Origin of the sequence: Fonticella tunisiensis, assembly GCF_004364155.1 — a bacterium.
Taxonomy (GTDB): domain Bacteria; phylum Bacillota; class Clostridia; order Clostridiales; family Caloramatoraceae; genus Fonticella; species Fonticella tunisiensis.
This window is the reverse complement of the sequence record NZ_SOAZ01000007.1, coordinates 1-18497: the sequence shown is the minus strand read 5'-3', so window position 1 is coordinate 18497 and position 18497 is coordinate 1. Positions and strand designations below refer to the sequence as shown.

11 protein-coding genes and 1 riboswitch are annotated in these 18497 nt (G+C 36.5%); of the genes, 10 read left to right on the top strand and 1 reads right to left on the bottom strand.

The window, feature by feature from the left end; genetic code table 11:
• Positions 1 to 271: 271 nt before the first annotated feature.
• Together EDD71_RS05600 and EDD71_RS05595 are read left to right on the top strand one after the other, a co-directional pair.
• Entirely contained in the window at positions 272 to 1171 is a 900-nt protein-coding gene (locus tag EDD71_RS05600; protein ID WP_133627773.1) for a glycyl-radical enzyme activating protein, read from the top strand.
• A gap of 13 nt (positions 1172 to 1184) precedes the next feature.
• Positions 1185 to 3590 (top strand): glycyl radical protein, encoded by a 2406-nt coding sequence (locus EDD71_RS05595; protein WP_133627772.1) that lies wholly within the window; start codon positions 1185 to 1187, stop codon positions 3588 to 3590.
• Positions 3591 to 3721: 131 nt separating this feature from the next.
• Here EDD71_RS05595 and EDD71_RS05590 read toward each other — a convergent pair whose 3' ends face one another.
• Positions 3722 to 5173: an MFS transporter gene (locus tag EDD71_RS05590; RefSeq protein ID WP_133627771.1), complete on the bottom strand. Its 1452-nt coding sequence runs from the start codon at positions 5171 to 5173 to the stop codon at positions 3722 to 3724.
• 162 nt (positions 5174 to 5335) lie between these two features.
• Between EDD71_RS05590 and EDD71_RS05585 the strand changes: the two genes are divergently transcribed.
• From EDD71_RS05585 to EDD71_RS05550, 8 genes are all read left to right on the top strand, one after another.
• Positions 5336 to 7510, top strand: coding sequence for an ATP-dependent helicase (locus tag EDD71_RS05585; RefSeq protein ID WP_133627770.1), 2175 nt, complete (start codon positions 5336 to 5338; stop codon positions 7508 to 7510).
• A gap of 282 nt (positions 7511 to 7792) precedes the next feature.
• Positions 7793 to 9232 carry a glycoside hydrolase family 1 protein gene (locus EDD71_RS05580; protein WP_133627769.1) on the top strand — a complete coding sequence of 480 codons (1440 nt, stop codon included), beginning with the start codon at positions 7793 to 7795 and terminating at the stop codon, positions 9230 to 9232.
• Positions 9233 to 9566: 334 nt separating this feature from the next.
• Positions 9567 to 9690, top strand: a riboswitch (cyclic di-AMP (ydaO/yuaA leader).
• Between the two features lie 4 nt (positions 9691 to 9694).
• Positions 9695 to 10666, top strand: a complete 972-nt coding sequence (locus EDD71_RS05575) for a M23 family metallopeptidase (protein ID WP_133627768.1) — start codon at positions 9695 to 9697, stop codon at positions 10664 to 10666.
• Positions 10667 to 11122: 456 nt separating this feature from the next.
• The gene (locus EDD71_RS15915; RefSeq protein WP_133627767.1) at positions 11123 to 13159 is read left to right on the top strand and encodes a sigma 54-interacting transcriptional regulator; all 2037 of its coding nucleotides are present in this window, start codon (positions 11123 to 11125) and stop codon (positions 13157 to 13159) included.
• Between the two features lie 246 nt (positions 13160 to 13405).
• On the top strand, positions 13406 to 14896 hold the full coding sequence (glpK, locus tag EDD71_RS05565) for a glycerol kinase GlpK (protein WP_133627766.1): 1491 nt from the start codon (positions 13406 to 13408) through the stop codon (positions 14894 to 14896).
• A gap of 84 nt (positions 14897 to 14980) precedes the next feature.
• On the top strand, positions 14981 to 16441 hold the full coding sequence (locus tag EDD71_RS05560) for an NAD(P)/FAD-dependent oxidoreductase (protein ID WP_133627765.1): 1461 nt from the start codon (positions 14981 to 14983) through the stop codon (positions 16439 to 16441).
• A gap of 2 nt (positions 16442 to 16443) precedes the next feature.
• Entirely contained in the window at positions 16444 to 17688 is a 1245-nt protein-coding gene (locus tag EDD71_RS05555; protein ID WP_166636357.1) for an NAD(P)/FAD-dependent oxidoreductase, read from the top strand.
• Entirely contained in the window at positions 17689 to 18063 is a 375-nt protein-coding gene (locus EDD71_RS05550; protein ID WP_133627763.1) for a DUF1667 domain-containing protein, read from the top strand.
• Positions 18064 to 18497: the final 434 nt, after the last annotated feature.

The following is an 18497-nucleotide window of genomic DNA, read 5'->3' as shown; positions in this document are numbered from 1 at the left end:
GTACAGGTTAATTAATAGCCTATAGTTGTTCATTACATATATTTTTTATTGCAGCGTCGATCTGTATATTTTTTCTGCTTTTATTCCAATGGGATTTTCAGAGTAGCGCAGCGCGTTAAATTATATGTAAATCATATTGACTGGTTAAAGTTTGAGGTATAAAATAAAATTAAACGAAAACAAATGATAATAAATAATAATATAAATTTTGCTTGAATTTATAAAAACATGCCTGTAAGGACTAATCAGGCAGCGGGGGGGGGATCCATCCATGAAAACTGTAATCTGTGAAATTGAACACTATGCAATACATGACGGCCCCGGCATAAGAACTGTAGTGTTCATTAAAGGCTGTCCTTTAAGGTGCAAGTGGTGCAGCAACCCCGAAACACAGAGGAGAGAAAATGAGCTATTCTACAGCAGCGAAAAATGTATTCTATGCGGAAGCTGCGTAAGGGCTTGTCTAAAGAATGCCCTAACGAAAACAGAGACAGGTATCAAGATAAATAAGGAGCTGTGCGACGGATGTGGGTTATGCACCAGTGCCTGCCCTATGTCAGCTCTGGAACTCGCTGGGAAAATCATGACTGTTGAAGAGGTGTTTGAAGAGATCATAAAGGATACTATATTTTACAGGCAGTCAGGGGGAGGGGTAACGGTATCGGGAGGGGAGGTGTTGATGAACTCTGGCTTTGTGCTCGAGCTCCTTAAGCTCTGCAGGGATAACTATATAAACACAGCTATAGAGACAAGTGGATATGGAAGTTTTGTGGAGCTTAAGAAAATAGGCCTTTATACAAATACCATACTTTTTGATGTAAAGCACACTGATAATGAAATGCATGAAAGGTTTACAGGAGTTTCTAATAAACTCATATTAGAAAACTTGAGAAAGCTTTCGACAGTTCATGGAAATATAATATTAAGAGTTCCGCTGATTACTAATATAAATGACAGTGAGGGAAACATTAAAAACACCATAAAACTCGCAGCGGAGTGTTCCATAAAAGAGATACACCTTCTTCCCTATCATTCTCTGGGAGCTGATAAATACAGAAGGCTGCAAAAAAAATATGAACTTAAGGATATCGAAAAACAGGATAAGGCATATATTGAAAGGTTAAAGAAAATTGTTGAAGAGTCTGGAATTAAATGTGTAATAGGTGGATAAGGGGGGAAAGATTATGAAAACCTACGAAATTAAAAGTGAAAGAATAAAAAAACTAAGAGAATCGGTGATGTCACAGAGGCCAATGGTCTGTATTGAAAGGGCAAGATATGTAACCCAGGCCTATAAGGAAAATGAAGCCCAGCCTGTGTATATAAAAAGGGCAAGGGCACTTGAAAAGACACTTGAAAACATGAGTATCTATATTAAAGATGGAGAACTCATTGTTGGAAATCAGGCATGTGAAGAAAGGACCGCTCCTATTTTTCCCGAATATGCAGTGGAATGGATGGAGAAGGAGCTAAAGGAAAAGGGAAACTTCGATAAAAGAGAAGGGGACAACTTTTATCTTCCAGAAGAGCATATAGATGAGCTAATGGATATTATAAGTTACTGGAAGGGAAAAACCTTGAGGGATAAATGCGATGCCGTAATGCCAGAGGAAATCAGAAAAGCCTCTGAGGTCAAGGTAATCCACGGAGAGGGTAACATGACATCGGGGGATGGCCACATAGTGCCTGATTTTGAAAAGGCCCTGAAAGTAGGGTTAGAGGGTATAATCAAGGAGGCTGAAGAGCGACTTTCAAGGGTTGACATAAGTGAAAACGATGCATTAAGGGAAAAGGCCTTTTTAGAGTCTGTGATAATAGCAAATAAAAGTGTAATAAATTTTGCAAAGAGATATTCAAAGCTAGCTCGTGAGTTATCCATAAAGGAAGAGGATGAAAGGAGAAGGGAAGAGCTTTTAAACATTTCCAAAATATGCGAAAGAATTCCTGAAAAGCCCCCAACAAGCTTCTATGAGGCTGTGCAGATGGTATGGTTTATACATTTAGTTATACAAATTGAAAGCAACGGGCATTCAGCTTCCCTCGGAAGGGTTGACCAATATTTATATCCCTATTATAAAAACGATATAGAAAAGGGTATAATAGACAGGGACTTTGCCAAGGAACTTCTTCAGTGTCTGTGGATAAAGCTCTATTCAATACTTAAAATAAGGCCAACTTCCCACTCTGGCTATGGTGCAGGGTACCCGACCTACCAAAACGTAACCATTGGGGGTACAAATCCTGATTACTCAGATGCTGTAAACGACCTTAGCTTCCTAATACTTGAAAGCGTTGGAGAGGCCAAGCTTACCCAGCCTAACCTTTCCGCCAGGGTACATTCTAACACCTCCGAGAAGTTTATAAGGGAGTGTGGGGAGGTCATAGCAACGGGCTTTGGAATGCCTGCAATACACAACGATGAAATAATAATACCTGCCCTTCTAAACAGGGGAGTAGAATACAGGGATGCATTTAACTACACGATGGTAGGCTGCGTAGAGGTGGCTGTTCCAGGCAAGTGGGGCTACAGATGTACAGGAATGAGTTTTTTGAACTTAATTAAAGTCTTTGAGCTAACTTTAAATGACGGTTATGATAAAAGAACCGGACATACACTGTTAAGTGGAAATGGAAGGCTCAGGGATTTTAAGGACTATGAAAGCCTCTGGAGGGCATGGGAAAAGAATATAGCATATTATACAAAGCTTTCTGTTGCCCTTGATAAAATTGCAGATACAAATCTTCTCGAGTATCCTGATATATTCTGCTCTTCCCTTATAGACAACTGTATAGAAAGGGCAAAAACTGCAAAGGAAGGAGGAGCGGTATACGATATCGTTTCCGGACTTCAGGTTGGGCTTGCCAATGCAGCTAACTCCTTTGCAGCACTTAAAAAGCTGGTATATGAGGATAAGATCTTAACACTAGAGGAAGTCGAAAGGGCCCTTGATACCAACTTCGAAGGGGTAGAGGGAGAAAGAATAAGAAAGTTGATGCTAAAGGCTCCAAAGTATGGCAATGATATAGACTATGTTGACAGCATCGCAGTGGATATATATAACTCATATATAAAGGAAATAACAAAATATAAAAACACAAGATATGGAAAGGGACCTATAGGCGGAAACTATGGACTGTCCACATCAGGAATATCCTCCAATGTGCCTATGGGAGCTGTAACAGGTGCTACACCCGATGGAAGAAAGGCATATACTCCCGCTGCTGAAGGGGCATCACCGGTACAGGGTACTGACTATAAGGGCCCGACTTCTGTGTTTAAATCAGTTACAAAGCTTCCAACTATCCTTATGACAGGAGGACAGTTGTTAAATATTAAATTCTCCCCAGACCTTCTGTCAGATGAAGTAGGCTTTGAGAAGTTTATAATACTTCTTAAGAGCTTTATCGCCATGAAGGGATGGCATGTGCAGTTTAATATAATATCAACAGAAACCCTGAGGGCTGCTCAAAGGGAGCCTGAAAAATACAGAGATATAATAGTAAGGGTAGCGGGCTACTGCGCACAGTTTGTAACCCTGGACCCGACAACCCAGGAGGACATAATAAGTAGAACAGAGCAAAGGCTGTAGTAGATGGAATATATTATTTTATAAAGGTAAGGCAAACATTTAAATAACCCCTTAAAGTGAAACAGGCAGTCATTAAACATGTTCACTTTAAGGGGTTATGCACAAAAAGTGCCAATTGTAATATTCGTATTTTATATGTTCATACTTTTCGCTTTTTTTACCTCCATGATCTGCATTTGAATCTGTTCAACCTTTTCTCTATTAAGCTTGTATCCAGCAAGGCTCATAAATGCTGCTGCAAAGCTTAATATTGATCCAATTCCCAATATTAACCCCAAAATTACAACGGTGCCTTCAGATTGAACCAGAAGGCTGGCATCAAAATTTACAATATCCAGCAGGAATCCAATTAAAAGCAGGGTAATCGACTGGGTGAATTTATATAGCAGTGTGAGGCAGCCATAATAAGTGCCCTCGGAGCGTTTGCCAGTTTTTAGCTCATCCTGATCTATTATATCTGCTATCATTGAAAGGGGCAGAGTAAATAATCCTCCGGTACCGAATCCCCCAATTGCTGCAAAGGGTATGAAGTAGCCTGCACTTCCCTTTATAAAGTCCTTTAGCAGTACCATTATAAGAAATATGAAGCTTGCAGCTATACAAATGAAAAGGCCTAAGTTCATGGCAGGCTTTTTATCTAATTTTTTAGATATAATCGTCCATGCTGGCTGCGACAGAATGCTTACTAAAAGCTGAATTCCCACGATAACAGCAATCTGCTGGCTGCTAAGCAAGAAGGTATAGGTAAAAACATGCAGCCCTATATTGCTTAGAAGGGCAGATGAGATGTTTGTAAACATGTATGTAAAGGCTACATATCTAAAGGTGCTATTTGAAAATATTGACTTAAAGGATGCAACAAGGTTTAAAATCCACAGCCTGTTGTCGCTCTTAATTTCAGGCTGGTTAAGCAGGGGTATATATTTTTTAGTCGATAAATAGCATATCAGCGCAAAAATCACAACTATTATTGAAGAAAACAGGCCCATGTGGTTGTAGGCTTTAGGATTTAATTGACCTACAGGGTATTCATGGGTTGGCTGAAAGAAAATATACATGCCTATAACAGAAACTAAGGATAATCCCAATAGGAAGAATATAGTTTTAATCCCCTGTATTGTGGTTCTTTCATTGTAGTCGTTAGACAGTTCAGCACCCAGGGCTGTATAGGGAGTTGTAAAAATAGTCATAAAGGTTTTAACAGCCAGTATATCTATAAAAATAAAAGTAAATTTTATATGATCCGGTAAAGAAGCATCGATGTTCCATAAAAAGAAATTAGTCAGGGCTATTCCAATACCTCCAATAAGCAGGTAAAGATGCCTCCTTCCAAAGGTTTTAGATCTTGTAATGTCTGAAAAGTATCCCATAAGGGGATCTGTAACAGCATCCCATACGATGCTGAGACTAACCGCTAAACCAACAAGACTTCCCGGTATGCCAAGAATTGCAGTGCAATAAAATACTAAATAGGCGCCTACAACCTGCATGGAAACGCCAACACTGAAGTTCCCTGAGCCGTAGCCTATTTTATCAATAACGGGTATCTTTCTGTGTTCCTGGTTGTTTACAATATTGTCCAATTTAACACTCCTATCCTAGAGAATTTTGTCAGTTTACGAGACTATATTAGCATAATTCTATAGACAAATAAAAGATGGTATTTAAGTAATGGCAGTGGATTTTTCAATCGTTTTTTGATATAGTACAAAGGAAGAAAGCAAGGATAGAATACAATATATGATATGAAAATACTATACATATTGTTTACAGGTGATATTGTGTACGAAAAGTTCTTTAAATACATAAGTGAAAAATTTAATATAAACTTAAACGAACAGCAAAAAGCAGCAGCCCTTCATAAGGATGGGCCATGTCTTGTGCTTGCAGTGCCCGGTGCTGGAAAAACAACAACCCTTATAGTGAGGCTTGGTATACTTACGTCAATTTACGGCATCAACCCTAAAAACATCCTTTCTTTAACCTTCAGCAAGGCCTCGGCGATAGATATGAAAGAGAGGTTCAACTACCTTTTTGGGGATACTGTGTCAGCAGGAATAACCTTTTCAACAATTCACAGCTTTGCCCTATCGGTAATTAGAAACTATGAAAGAATTAGCGGCCGAAGGTACAATATAATAGAAGATACAACGCAGCCCATAAACAAGGTTTCAATATTAAAAAACATATACAGGGAAATAAACAATGAGTATATTGGCGAAGACAGGCTGGATGAGCTTATAAACAGCATAGGGTATGTTAAAAACGCCATGCTGAACATCGATGAGATAAGTGAAAGTCAGATTAAAATAAGCAATTTCAGGGAAATTTACAATAGATATAAAAGGATTAAAGAGAGGTATAATTATATAGATTACGATGACATGCTGTCTATGTCCTATGAAATACTCAATAAAAACGACAGAATTCTTCAATTTTATAGAAGACAGTACAGGTATGTTACCGTTGATGAATCGCAGGATTCAAGCCTGATTCAAAATAAACTGGTTCAGCTTGTTGTAAGCCCGTCAAACAATCTTTATATGGTGGGTGATGATGATCAGAGCATATATGGCTTCAGAGCGGCAGAACCTGATTATATGCTGAACTTTAAAACAGTATATCCCGATGCAAAAATATATTTTATGGAGAAGAACTATAGATCGACTAAAAACATAGTAAATCTTGCTAACAATTTCATTAAGAGCAATACAAAAAGATATGATAAAAACATGAAGGCGGAGAGGGAGGATGAAAGCCCTGTACAAATAATAGAAGTGGGAAGTGTGGTGGAACAGTTAAAATACATAATAGATTCATTTAAGAATGCCTCTAATCTAAATGATTACGCTGTTCTGTTTAGAAACAATTTGTCCTCCATACCGCTTATAGATGCCCTTGATAGAAACAACATTAAGTTTTATATGAAGGACAGCAAGGTATCCCTGTCCAGGCACTGGGTGGCACAGGACATCATAGCTATGCTCAATGTTGCACTTAATAAGCATGATGTTGATTCCTTTGAAAGAATATATTACAAGGTTAATTCATACCTTCCGAAAGCAGCAATTGATCACATAAAAAATTCAGAAGATGATTTGTCCATATTTCAAAGGCTCTTAATGGTTCCTTTTTTAACCCCTGGTCAGAGAGGGAAGGTCCACAGCCTGAGGGGTAAGTTTTCAGAGCTATCGAATAAATCTCCGGGTGCAGCAATAGACTTTATATATAATGAGCTTGAGTATAAAGATTATCTAAAAAGAGCTTCCGAGGAAGGATATTCACTCCAAAGCCTTGAAACGATAATTTCAATCCTTGAATATATTGCAGGAAATACCACATCTATAGTGCAATTTATAGCAAGGCTCGGTGAGCTTGAAAATATAATGGATAGATCGAAATACAATAAAAATAAAAATGCAGTTACAGTGACCACAATTCACGGCAGTAAGGGGCTGGAGTTTGATACGTGCTATTTAATAGATGTTATAGACGGCCAATTTCCAACCCAGGAAAGCATGAGAAAACAAGGTATAGAAAAGGACAGCAGCCTGTATGAGGAGGAGAAAAGGCTGTTTTATGTTGGAATAACAAGGGCTAAAAACAATCTTTATCTTTTTGATATTAAAGGAAGTGGAAGTAAGCGAATACGAAGCTCTGAATTTATAAATGTGGTTAAGGAAATAATCAAAGCGAATGAAGAAATTGGTAAGGTAGTAAGTAAAAGTAGAGAGACCAACAACATGGGCCAGCACATCAATATCTCAATTGGAACCAGAGTGTTTCATAAAACCTTTGGGTATGGCCGTGTAAAATATATTGAAAAGGATGTGGTTGCAATAGATTTTGAGAAATGGGGTGTTAAAAGGCTTCTTTTGAGCATCTGCATTCTTGATGAAAGAATGCAGATATGTGGATGATTTCCTTTTTTAATTTCCCACTCATTTCTTCCCAGGGAATTATTAGGTATATCCATCGCTCTTAAAGAATTCTTTGTTTTTATTATGCTCATTGTTGATTTAAATCGCAGATGGTATGTTGATAAATAATGTCTAATCAATATCTTTTTAGATGAAATATGTAAAATTTCAAATAAAAAGCTTGAAATATCCATTGAAAAGGGTGTACTATTTAAAATAGTATAAAAATAAATTCTGGGCAGAATATTATGTGAAATGTTAGTTGATCAGGAGGTATTATATATGGCAAAAAGAACGTTTAACATTCCAAAAAATTTTAAGATAGGTACTTCTGCTTCAGCATGGCAAACTGAGGGATGGAAGGGAAAGCTGGAAAATCAGATAAGCTGGGCAGATGCTTTTTATAAAGCTGTACCCGAAAGATGGTATGAAGGATATGGAACTGCCGTTGCCACTGATTTTTATTCAAGATACAAGGAAGATATTGCGATAATGAAGGAACTTGGACTGCAATCCTACAGAACTTCAATTGACTGGTCCAGATTTATAACTAACTATGAAACTGCTGAAGTTAGCGAAGATGCCCTGAGATTCTATAATGATGTTATAAATGAGCTTATAGACAAGGGGATTCAGCCAATAATTTGCCTTGAACACTGGGAGCTTCCAGATTACCTCATAAAAAATTACGGGGGCTGGGGAAGCAAGAAGGTTATAGAGTTTTACTTAAAGTATGTTGAAAAGGTATTTGAAGCCTTCAGCGACAGAGTTAAAATATGGTATACCTTTAACGAACCAATAGTAGTTCCAATGCTTGGAATATCCGAAGCCATGTGGTATCCATTCAAGTCAGACTACAAGGAATTTATGCAGTGGAACTACAACAAGGTTTTGGCAACTGCAAAGGCAGTTAAGCTCTTTAGGGAAAAGGGATACCATAATGATGGAGGTAAAATAGGAATTATAATAAATGCCTCTCCTACATATCCGCGCTCAGATAACGAAGCGGATAAGGCAGCTGCTGAAATGGCAGAACTTCTTACAGATAGAATTTATATGGATCCATGCATACTTGGAACTTTCCCTGGAAAGCTTATAGAAACATTAAAGAAGCACAACTGCCTGTTTGACTATACTGCAGATGAACTGGCCTTAATAAAGAATAATACTATAGATATTCTTGGAATTAACTACTATGCCCCAAGAAGAGTAAAGGCTAGAACTTCCAAATGGAATGAAGAAATCCCGTTTAGCGCAGAGTACTACTTTGAAAACTGGTCAATGCCAGGTGCCAAGATGAACGTTTCGAGGGGATGGGAAATCTACGCCAGAGGACTTTATGATTTAGCAATGACCATAAAGTATAGATATAACAACATAGAATGGATGGTTATGGAAAACGGAATGGGAGTAATGGGAGAAGAAGCCCACAAGGATGCAAATGGCGTGATTCAGGACGACTATAGAATCGACTATGTTGCTGACCATTTGAGATGGCTCTTTAAGGCAGTTGAAGAGGGAGCAAATTGTGTCGCATACCATATGTGGAACTTTACTGATAACGTATCCCCTATGAATGCCTTCAGAAACAGATATGGATTTGTAGAAATTGATCTTAAGGATAATAGAAACAGAAGAATTAAGAAGTCTGGTCACTGGATTAAGGAAGTAATTAAGAATGGAAAGTTTGAATACGACGATTTCCAGTATGATTATAAATAGAAAAATTTAAAAATCAGTCAAAGTCAAAAGAGTAATGCCCAATAGATATATGGAAATATATCTATTGGGCGTCATTAACTATTCTATACCAGAGGTGGTTAAATTTGTTCTAAATCAAAACAACTTTAACCATCCTTTTTTATTTCAGGAATAATATAACTCATTTTATATTTATTGTTAGTATAGGATAACATATTTGCGTATTATAATATTTTGTAGTATTTTATATTTTGTAGCTAATGATATAAAGAAAGGAGATGTTTGTAAAACATTACTTTACAGTTATACGTATACAAAATTCAATTTTAAAGCTACATATACCAATAATTATGAATTGGTGATAACGCTGAATCCAGGAAACTGGAACGGGGGACCTACCTTTGGGGTGAATCGTAAAGAGGGCTACACTCTATGGCCTAACCCGTCAACTAACCTCGTAAGCAGAATAGAGGAGGAAAACAAATGAAAAGTGTTAAAAAAGTTGTGCTTATATCTGCAATTTTAGCAGCCGTGACAGCATTAGCATTTGCCATAAGTTCTTCAAAAAAAACATCTGAGGTATATCTTAATAGTCAAATGTTAGCTTTAATACCACAGCCGAAAACTGAATTAGAGCTAGGTTCAAAGGAAGAGTCCACACAAAATCAGAAAAGTAAAAAGGCTGAGATCATCAGATATACTGTTAAATCGGGGGATACACTGGAAGCCATTGCAAAAAGATATGGCATTAGTGTAGATTCAATTGCTGAATCAAACTTAATAGATAAAAATGATATCATTAAAGTGGGTCAGGAACTAAAATTTCCATCAATAAATGGTGTTGTATATAAAATAAAAAAGGGAGATGCTCTCTGGGATATAGCATCAAGGTATAAAATTAAACTGGAGGATATAGCAAGGATAAATTCCATTACATCCTTAAATGATGTGAAATTTGGAAAGGAAATAATACTGCCAGGTGAAGCCAAACTGTTGGCTTCCGAGGTCCAAAATAGAGATACATCCGTTAGGACAGCAACTTCTAGAGGAAGCGCTTCTACAAAGTCGGCCTTAAGTAATGCAGCGTACGCAGGGATTATATGGCCTCTATCGGGGCGTTTTACCTCAGCCTTCGGACAGAGGTGGGGAGAGTTCCATAAAGGAATAGACTTAGCTGCACCTGTTGGGACAACTGTAAGTGCTGCCCTTAGCGGCAAGGTAGTTTTTTCGGGTTACAGAGGTACCTACGGCAGACTGATAATAGTAGATCATGGGAATGGAATGGAGACATATTATGCACACCTTTCAAAAAGCCTTGTAAGTGTAGGGCAAAACGTTAAGAGAGGTCAGGCAATTGCAAAGGTAGGTGCAACCGGAAGAGTAACGGGTCCTCACCTACATTTTGAAATAAGGTTTAATAGTGTTCCGGTAAATCCGTTGTCGTATTTAAGATAGGTTTAGCAAAAACAAAAATGAATTTTCATAAAATTCTATAAAATATTGAAATTAAACTAAAAACAGTAGCAAAAATCAAATTTTGCTACTGTTTTTAGTTTTAATCAAATAAGGTAGGATTTGTAATAAATTTATTTTTAATATAACATATGAAAAGAAAAGATATTTCATTTAATTTTGTATATAAAATTTGTATAAGTAAGTTTAAATATATAAATCTAAGTTCACTGTATCCAGTATTTTAAATATTTTTAATTTCATTTCAAAATTATTTTCTTAATTAAAGTGAATCTCAAATAGAATGATGTATTAGCTTTAAGATTCAATTGTTGATATGCATTTCAAATAAAGTATATAAACTTATATTTCCAGTAGTAGATGTTTGTTATTTATATATTTGAAATATATAAGGATTAATATATTTTAATAATATTTTGGAATATAGGGGGAATTTCCATGAGGAGTGCAATAATAAAACATGAAAAGGGAATTCATGTACGTGCAGCAGCAATGGTTGTACAAAAGGCTCATGAATTACAAAACAAATATAATACAACCTTGTTTTTTAAATACAAAAACCAATATAATGTACCAGGTACAATACTAATGCCTCTTGCTTTGCTAAAAATAAAAAAAGGAGATGAAATCATAATTTCTGCTGATGGAGAAAAAGCAGATGCGGCAGTTGAGGAGATGATTGACTTTTTAGAAAGTGACTTTCAGATGAGGAATGATGATGATATTAACGAGGTTGACAACCTAATACAGTATAATACTTTTACCTTTGATCAAATTTATAATAATATAGCAAATGGCTTAATTGTGATAGATGAAAATGATATTATTAATATTTTTAATACATCAGCCGAAAGAATAATGAAAGTCAAAGCAAAGGATGCAATTGGCAAAAAAATATATGATGTTATTCCCAATTCTAGATTGCATATAGTAAGACAAAAAAAAACACCGGAAATAGGATGCAAGCAGGTAATAGGGGAATCAGTTATTATTACAAACCGAACTCCTATTGTAATAGATGGGCATGTTAAAGGTGCCATAGCTGTATTTGAGGATATATCAACAATTGAAACTATGACCGACAGGTTAAGAGAGATGAAGGAGCTTCATCAAAGGCTTCAACTTGTTTTAGAAAATGTACAGGATGGCATTTGTGTTGTCGATAGAGAAGGGTATATAACATATGTTAATCCAGCTTATTTAATGATACTAAATGAAAAAGAAACCAATTTAATCGGAAAAAATTTAAAGGACATATCTCCTAATGGGGTAAGGATAAGAGCACTTAGAGAAGGAAAACGAATATCTGATAGCATATGTACAAAAGAAAATGGGCGAAAGATAGTTGCAAATGTAAGTCCCATAATAGTTGATGGTGAAGTGACAGGAGTAGTTTCAGCGATTAAGAGCGTTGATGAGGTTCAAATTTTACTTGAAAAATTGAATCAAGTCACAGCAAAGGCGGAATATCTTGAACAGGAATTACATAGGACTAAAACTCCTTACCAGTTTTATGAAAAATTTATTGGAAAAAGTGGCAAAGTTCTTGATGCACTTGCTATAGCTCAAAAGGCAGCGAAGAGTACAGCAACCGTTATTATAAGGGGAGAGAGTGGTACCGGCAAAGAGTTAATTGCAGAAGGAATTCATTATTGCAGCGATAGAGCAAATGGACCATTTATAAGGATAAACTGTGCTGCTATACCTTCAAACCTCCTGGAAAGTGAGCTTTTTGGCCATGAAAAGGGTTCATTTACAGGGGCATTTAAGAAGAAGCTTGGCAAATTTGAACTTGCCAATAAAGGTACTTTGTTTTTAGATGAGATAGGTGAAATGGAAAAGAGTATGCAGGCAAAGCTACTAAGAGTACTTCAAACAATGGAGTTTGAAAGAGTTGGAGGAGAAGAAACCATAAAAGTTGATGTAAGAGTAATTGCAGCAACTAACAGAGATCTTGAGAAAATGGTACTTGATGGAGAGTTTAGAGAGGATTTATATTATAGGTTAAATGTAATACCTATTTTACTTCCTCCGTTAAGGGAGAGGAAAGAGGATATACCCATTCTTACAGAGTTTTTCTTGAATAAGGTAAATAATAAATTAGGTAAAAATGTAAAAGGATTTACCTCTGAGGCTCAGAATGCATTGATTGCATACAGGTGGCCTGGTAATGTCAGGGAGCTTGAAAATATTATTGAAAGAGTAGTTACTTTGGCCGACGGGACACTAATTGGGATTGAAGATTTACCAATGTACATAAGTGATAAAGCAGCTGAAAATGAGGAAAATTTATTAAGCTCAATTTTAAATAAAGAGATTCTTACTTGGGATGATTACGAAAAAGAAATCATTAGAATGGCACTGGAGAGATATGGAAGCTTTAATTCAGCAGGAAAAGCACTTGGACTTACTCATAAAACTGTGGCGGCAAAGGCAAGAAAATACGGAATTTGCAGAAATGAAGAGGAGGAATAAAATAGTTTATTATCCATGGTAAGATATAGCATTATGTTGGTAATTAGTACCAAGAAGTTGTAAAACGATTAATATGAAAAAAGCGGCTATATTGAAAATTGAGGGCTTCAATATAGCTGCATTTTTTTATGATTATGGCACATTAATTGCATAATATAATTTATGAGTACGATAGAAATCTATAAAGAACAATAGTTTTAGCGGTTGTACGGATTTATTTTAATTTAAAAAGGGGGAATATATTACATGCCAGGACATATCCTTGTAATCGACCAGGGGACAACAGGGTCAAGAGCCATAATTTTTGATGACAATGGAGATAGAGTAGCAATGGAATATAAGGAGTTTACTCAACATTATCCGAGACCAGGCTGGGTTGAGCATGATCCAAAGGAAATTTGGACAATAACCCTAGAGGTTGCTCAAAGGGCACTTTCTAAAGCCAATATGACAGGAAAGGATATTGCTTCAATTGGTATTACAAATCAAAGGGAAACAACAACCATATGGGACAAGAGAACTGGAGAACCCGTATATAATTCAATTGTATGGGCATGCAGAAGAACAACAGAAATATGCTCAGATCTTATAGACAAAGGGTATACAGAAATTTTTAATAAAAAAACCGGACTTGTTATAGATCCTGTATATTCTGCATCTAAGATTAAATGGATACTCGATAACGTTCTCGGTGTTAGAAGAAGAGCAGAAAAAGGTGAATTGCTTTTTGGAACAATAGATACATGGATACTCTGGAATTTAACAGGTGGTAGAGTCCATGCCACAGATTATTCCAACGCTTCAAGAACAATGTTATTTAATGTAAATACAATAGAATGGGATAAGGAATTGCTTCAAATACTAGGGGTTCCAGAAAATATTCTTCCTGAGGCTAAACCATCTGTTGGGTTGTTCGGATACACGGATAAAAGCTTGTTTGGATATGAAATTCCTATAACAGGTATTGCTGGGGATCAACAGGCAGCTCTCTTTGGACAGGCTTGCTTTGAGGAAGGGACAGCTAAAAACACATATGGAACAAGCTGTGTTCCTCTTATGTTTACTGGTGATAAGCCGGTTTTCACGGATAAAGGCCTTTTAACATTAGCCTGGGGAATAAACAATAAGGTCAAGTATTCGATGGGAGCCAGCATTTTTACAGCGGGCTCAGCTATACAGTGGCTAAGAGATTCTTTAAATATGATAAAAGCATCAAGTGAAACTGAAAGTATTGCGGAAAGCGTTAAGGACAATGCTGGTGTTTACTTTGTACCGGCATTTACAGGGCTTGGAGCACCTCACTGGGATATGTACGCAAGGGGGATGATAATAGGATTGACTTCTAACGCAACAAAGGCACATATAATAAGAGCTACTCTTGAATCTCTGGCATATCAGACAAGGGACCTTCTTGACGAAATGGAAAATAAATCCGGTATCAAATTGAAGTTTTTAAAGGTTGATGGTGGAGCAGCTAATAATAACTTCCTGATGCAATTCCAGGCGGATATATTAAACTGCACTGTTATTAGGCCAAAGGATGTTGAAACCACCTCCCTGGGGGCAGCATACCTTGCAGGAATAGGCTCTGGAATATGGAAAAACGAGGATGAAATAAAGTCACTTTGGAAAGTTGACAGGGAATTCTATCCTCAAATGGATAACTCAATGAGAGATGAGCTCTATAGCAACTGGGTTAAGGCGGTTCAATTTTCAAAGGGATGGCTTAAAAAATAGCACGATATAATATATAAATTTATCAAGTCTGGGAAGGGAAAACATCCCAGGTCTGGTTATGATGAATGGGGTAGGTGATGGCTAATGCTTAAATTTGATGTTGTTATCATTGGTGGAGGTATTACAGGAACTGCAATAGCAAGGGAGCTTTCAAAATTTGACTTAAAGGCAGCGCTCTTAGAGGCAAATATGGATATTGCTTCCGGAACAACAAAGGGTAATGGGGGAGTAATTCACTCCGGATATGACCCAAACCCGTCTACCATGAAGGCAAAGGTTAATTGTAAGGGTGCACTTATGTATCCAAAACTTGCTAAAGAACTTGGATTTGAATATAAAAACACGGGTTCTATGGTAGTGGGATTTGAGGATAAGGATACTGAGGTTTTGAATAAACTCTATGAAAATGGTAAAAAAAATGGAGTTCCCGGCCTCAGGATAATAGAAAGGGATGAGATATTTAAAATCGAGCCAAGAGTAAATAGAGCTGCAAAATACGCTCTTTATGCGCCGACTGCAGGTATAGCAGATCCATTTGAGGTTGCAATTGCCTTTGCTGAAAATGCTTCAGAAAATGACGTAAAAATTTATAGAAATCAAAAAGTTGTTGGCATTACGAAAAACGATGAATTTTTTAACATTACTACACAGAACAGGGAATATCAGGCGAGGTTTATAGTAAATGCAGCAGGAGTTTACGGAGATTATATAGCAAAGCTTGTTGGTATTGAAGATTATGAAATTAAGCCAAGATTCGGAGAGCTGCTTGTAATGGATAAAGCTATAGGATTTGAATTAAATACGGTTTTATTTCCACTGCCAGGAAATCGTACTAAGGGTATCGTTGTAATACCAACAGTACACGGGAATATAATTGTTGGTTCAACTGCAAGGATGACGGAGGATAAGGAAGATATTTCAGTGACAAAAGAAGGAATTGAAGAGCTTTTAAATGGAGCCAAACATTTAGTGCCTGATATAGAAAAAAGGTTTTTAATCAGACAATTTGCAGGACTTAGACCTGTAGAAACAAACACTAATGATTTTGTAATAGAAGCATCCAAAAAAGTAAAGGGCTTTATAAATGCCATAGGTATACAGTCACCTGGTGTAGCATCAGCACCGGCTATAGCTGAAATGGTTAGAGATATCTTATCAAATGAAGGGCTTGATTTAAAGGAAAAGAAATCGTTTAATCCCTACAGGACACCGATTTTGGATTTCAGTGAGCTTACCGATGAGGAAAAGGATGAGCTCATAAGAAAGAAGCCAAGTTACGGCAGGGTAATATGTAGATGTGAAACAGTAACTGAGGGCGAAATATTAAGCGCAATCAACAGGCCTGTTGGTGCAGTAACGGTTGACGGAGTAAAAAGAAGGACAAGAGCGGGCATGGGAAGATGCCAGGGCGGTTTTTGCCAGCACAGGATAGTATCCATACTCTCCAGAGAGCTTGGAATACCTAAAGATGAGGTACTGCTGGAGAATGAAAAGTCCAAACTTATTTTTGGCAAAATGAAAGGACAGGAGGAGAGTAGAGAATGAAACTGAAATATGATGTTACGGTGATAGGCGGTGGACCGGCAGGTCTTGCAGCAGCAATTGAGGCTAAAAAAGGAGATTGTAGCGTATTGATACTTGAGAGAAATGAAGAACTCGGGGGAATATTAAATCAGTGCATACATCCCGGTTTTGGGCTTCAGTATTTTAAGGAAGAATTAACGGGACCGGAATATGCTGAGAGGTTTATTAATAAAGTTAATGAAATGAATATCGATGTCCTTTTAAATACAATGGTAATAAATATTTCAAAGGACAGGGCGATTACTGCTGTTAACGATAAAGGGTTATTAAAAATTGAGTCCGGCGCTGTTATCCTGGCCATGGGCTGCAGGGAAAGAACAAGAGGAGCCATAATGATACCTGGAGCGAGGCCGGCTGGGGTGTTTATGGCAGGACAAGCTCAAAGATATATAAATATGGAAAATCAGAAAATAGGAAATAAAGCTGTAATACTTGGTTCAGGAGATATAGGGCTGATTATGGCAAGGAGGCTTACACTGGAAGGGATAGAAGTCGTTGGAGTATTTGAATTAATGCCCTATCCCAACGGGTTATTGAGAAATATAAAGCAGTGCCTTGAAGATTTTAATATTCCTCTTTATCTGTCTACTACTGTTACAAGAATTATAGGAAAAGACAGAATTGAGGGGGTTGTTGTGTCCAGGGTAGATGAAAAACTCAATCCAATTGAAGGCACAGAGGAGAGGATAGACTGCGATACTCTTCTTCTTTCAGTTGGCTTGATTCCTGAAAATGAACTCTCCCTAAAGGCAGGAGTGGAATTAAATACAAGAACAAATGGACCTTTAGTGGACAATGATCTTCAAACTAACATACCGGGAATATTCGCCTGTGGAAATGTTCTTCATGTCCATGATTTAGTAGATCATGTTAGTAGAGAAGGTGAACTTGCAGGACAAAAAGCAGTGGAATTTATAAAAAATAAAAAAGAGCGTGGCAATGAGATTATACTAAAGTGTGGGAAAAATTTGGTATATACAGTTCCAAAATATATAACGAATACGATTGATAACCTGGTTAATGTTTATTTTAGGGTTAGCAGACCTATGAATAATGGATGTTTAACCATAAAATCCTCTAAAGGTTTAATATTTAAAGGTAAACCCGAGAATTTTAGGCCAAATAAAATGGTTAAATTCAATTTACCTCCGAAAATAATATCAAAGGTTTCAGAAGAACTATACATAGATGTTGAGGAGGGGATTTAATTGGATAATAATGTAGTGGTATGTACAATTTGTCCTAACGAATGTGAAATTGATGTTATCTTTAAAGAAAACATTATTAGTGAAATAACCGGAAATAAATGTGCGAGAGGTAAAAACTTTGCTGAAGATGAAATTAAGCATCCTAAAAGGATATTAACAACAACTGTATTGATTGAAAATGGAGTTAAAATACCTTTACCTGTTAGATCAGAGAAGCCAATCCCAAAGGAATTGCTCGGAGAATGTATGAAAGTTTTAAAAAAGGTAGTCGTTAGGGCTCCAATTAAACTTGGCGATGTAGTTGTGAGTAATATTTTAAATACTGGTATAGATATTGTTGCAACGAAAAGTGTTAACAGGAGTGGTTACAATTAAACACTTTACTTTAACCATCAAAAAACAAGAATTCGATTTTCTTTTTAATGAAATATATCTATACAAATCAATGGTTTGATAATAAAAATTATCAATAAAAAACTTTTAAATTTATAAAACAAAAATGAAAGGAGGAATTACAGAAATAATAATATCTATTAAAAACTATCAGAGATTAAAAGCAATATTCCAATGCCTCCCTAAGATGGTACTGATGAAAATGTTATTCCACACAGGATAAAGGATTCTTGAGAATTATTTATATTAGGCAATTGCAAAACTCATTAAAATTTTAGCTGAAAAATTAGCCTTCTTTAAAAAAACAGGAATTTAGACAGGGAGTTTTAAACAAAGAAAGAATTCTAAATTCGGATTTTTGTAGGTGAAGCAAAAAAGGGCACACCAAAAAAGCCTAACAATTTAAAAATTTTAAA

Excerpts from the sequence above, each read along its gene's own strand:
- EDD71_RS05600 (WP_133627773.1), top strand. The coding sequence starts at position 272 with ATGAAAACTGTAATCTGTGAAATTGAACACTATGCAATACATGACGGC.
- EDD71_RS05595 (WP_133627772.1), top strand. The coding sequence starts at position 1,185 with ATGAAAACCTACGAAATTAAAAGTGAAAGAATAAAAAAACTAAGAGAA.
- EDD71_RS05585 (WP_133627770.1), top strand. The coding sequence starts at position 5,336 with ATGAAAATACTATACATATTGTTTACAGGTGATATTGTGTACGAAAAG.
- EDD71_RS05580 (WP_133627769.1), top strand. The coding sequence starts at position 7,793 with ATGGCAAAAAGAACGTTTAACATTCCAAAAAATTTTAAGATAGGTACT.
- EDD71_RS05575 (WP_133627768.1), top strand. The coding sequence starts at position 9,695 with ATGAAAAGTGTTAAAAAAGTTGTGCTTATATCTGCAATTTTAGCAGCC.
- EDD71_RS15915 (WP_133627767.1), top strand. The coding sequence starts at position 11,123 with ATGAGGAGTGCAATAATAAAACATGAAAAGGGAATTCATGTACGTGCA.
- glpK (WP_133627766.1), top strand. The coding sequence starts at position 13,406 with ATGCCAGGACATATCCTTGTAATCGACCAGGGGACAACAGGGTCAAGA.
- EDD71_RS05560 (WP_133627765.1), top strand. The coding sequence starts at position 14,981 with ATGCTTAAATTTGATGTTGTTATCATTGGTGGAGGTATTACAGGAACT.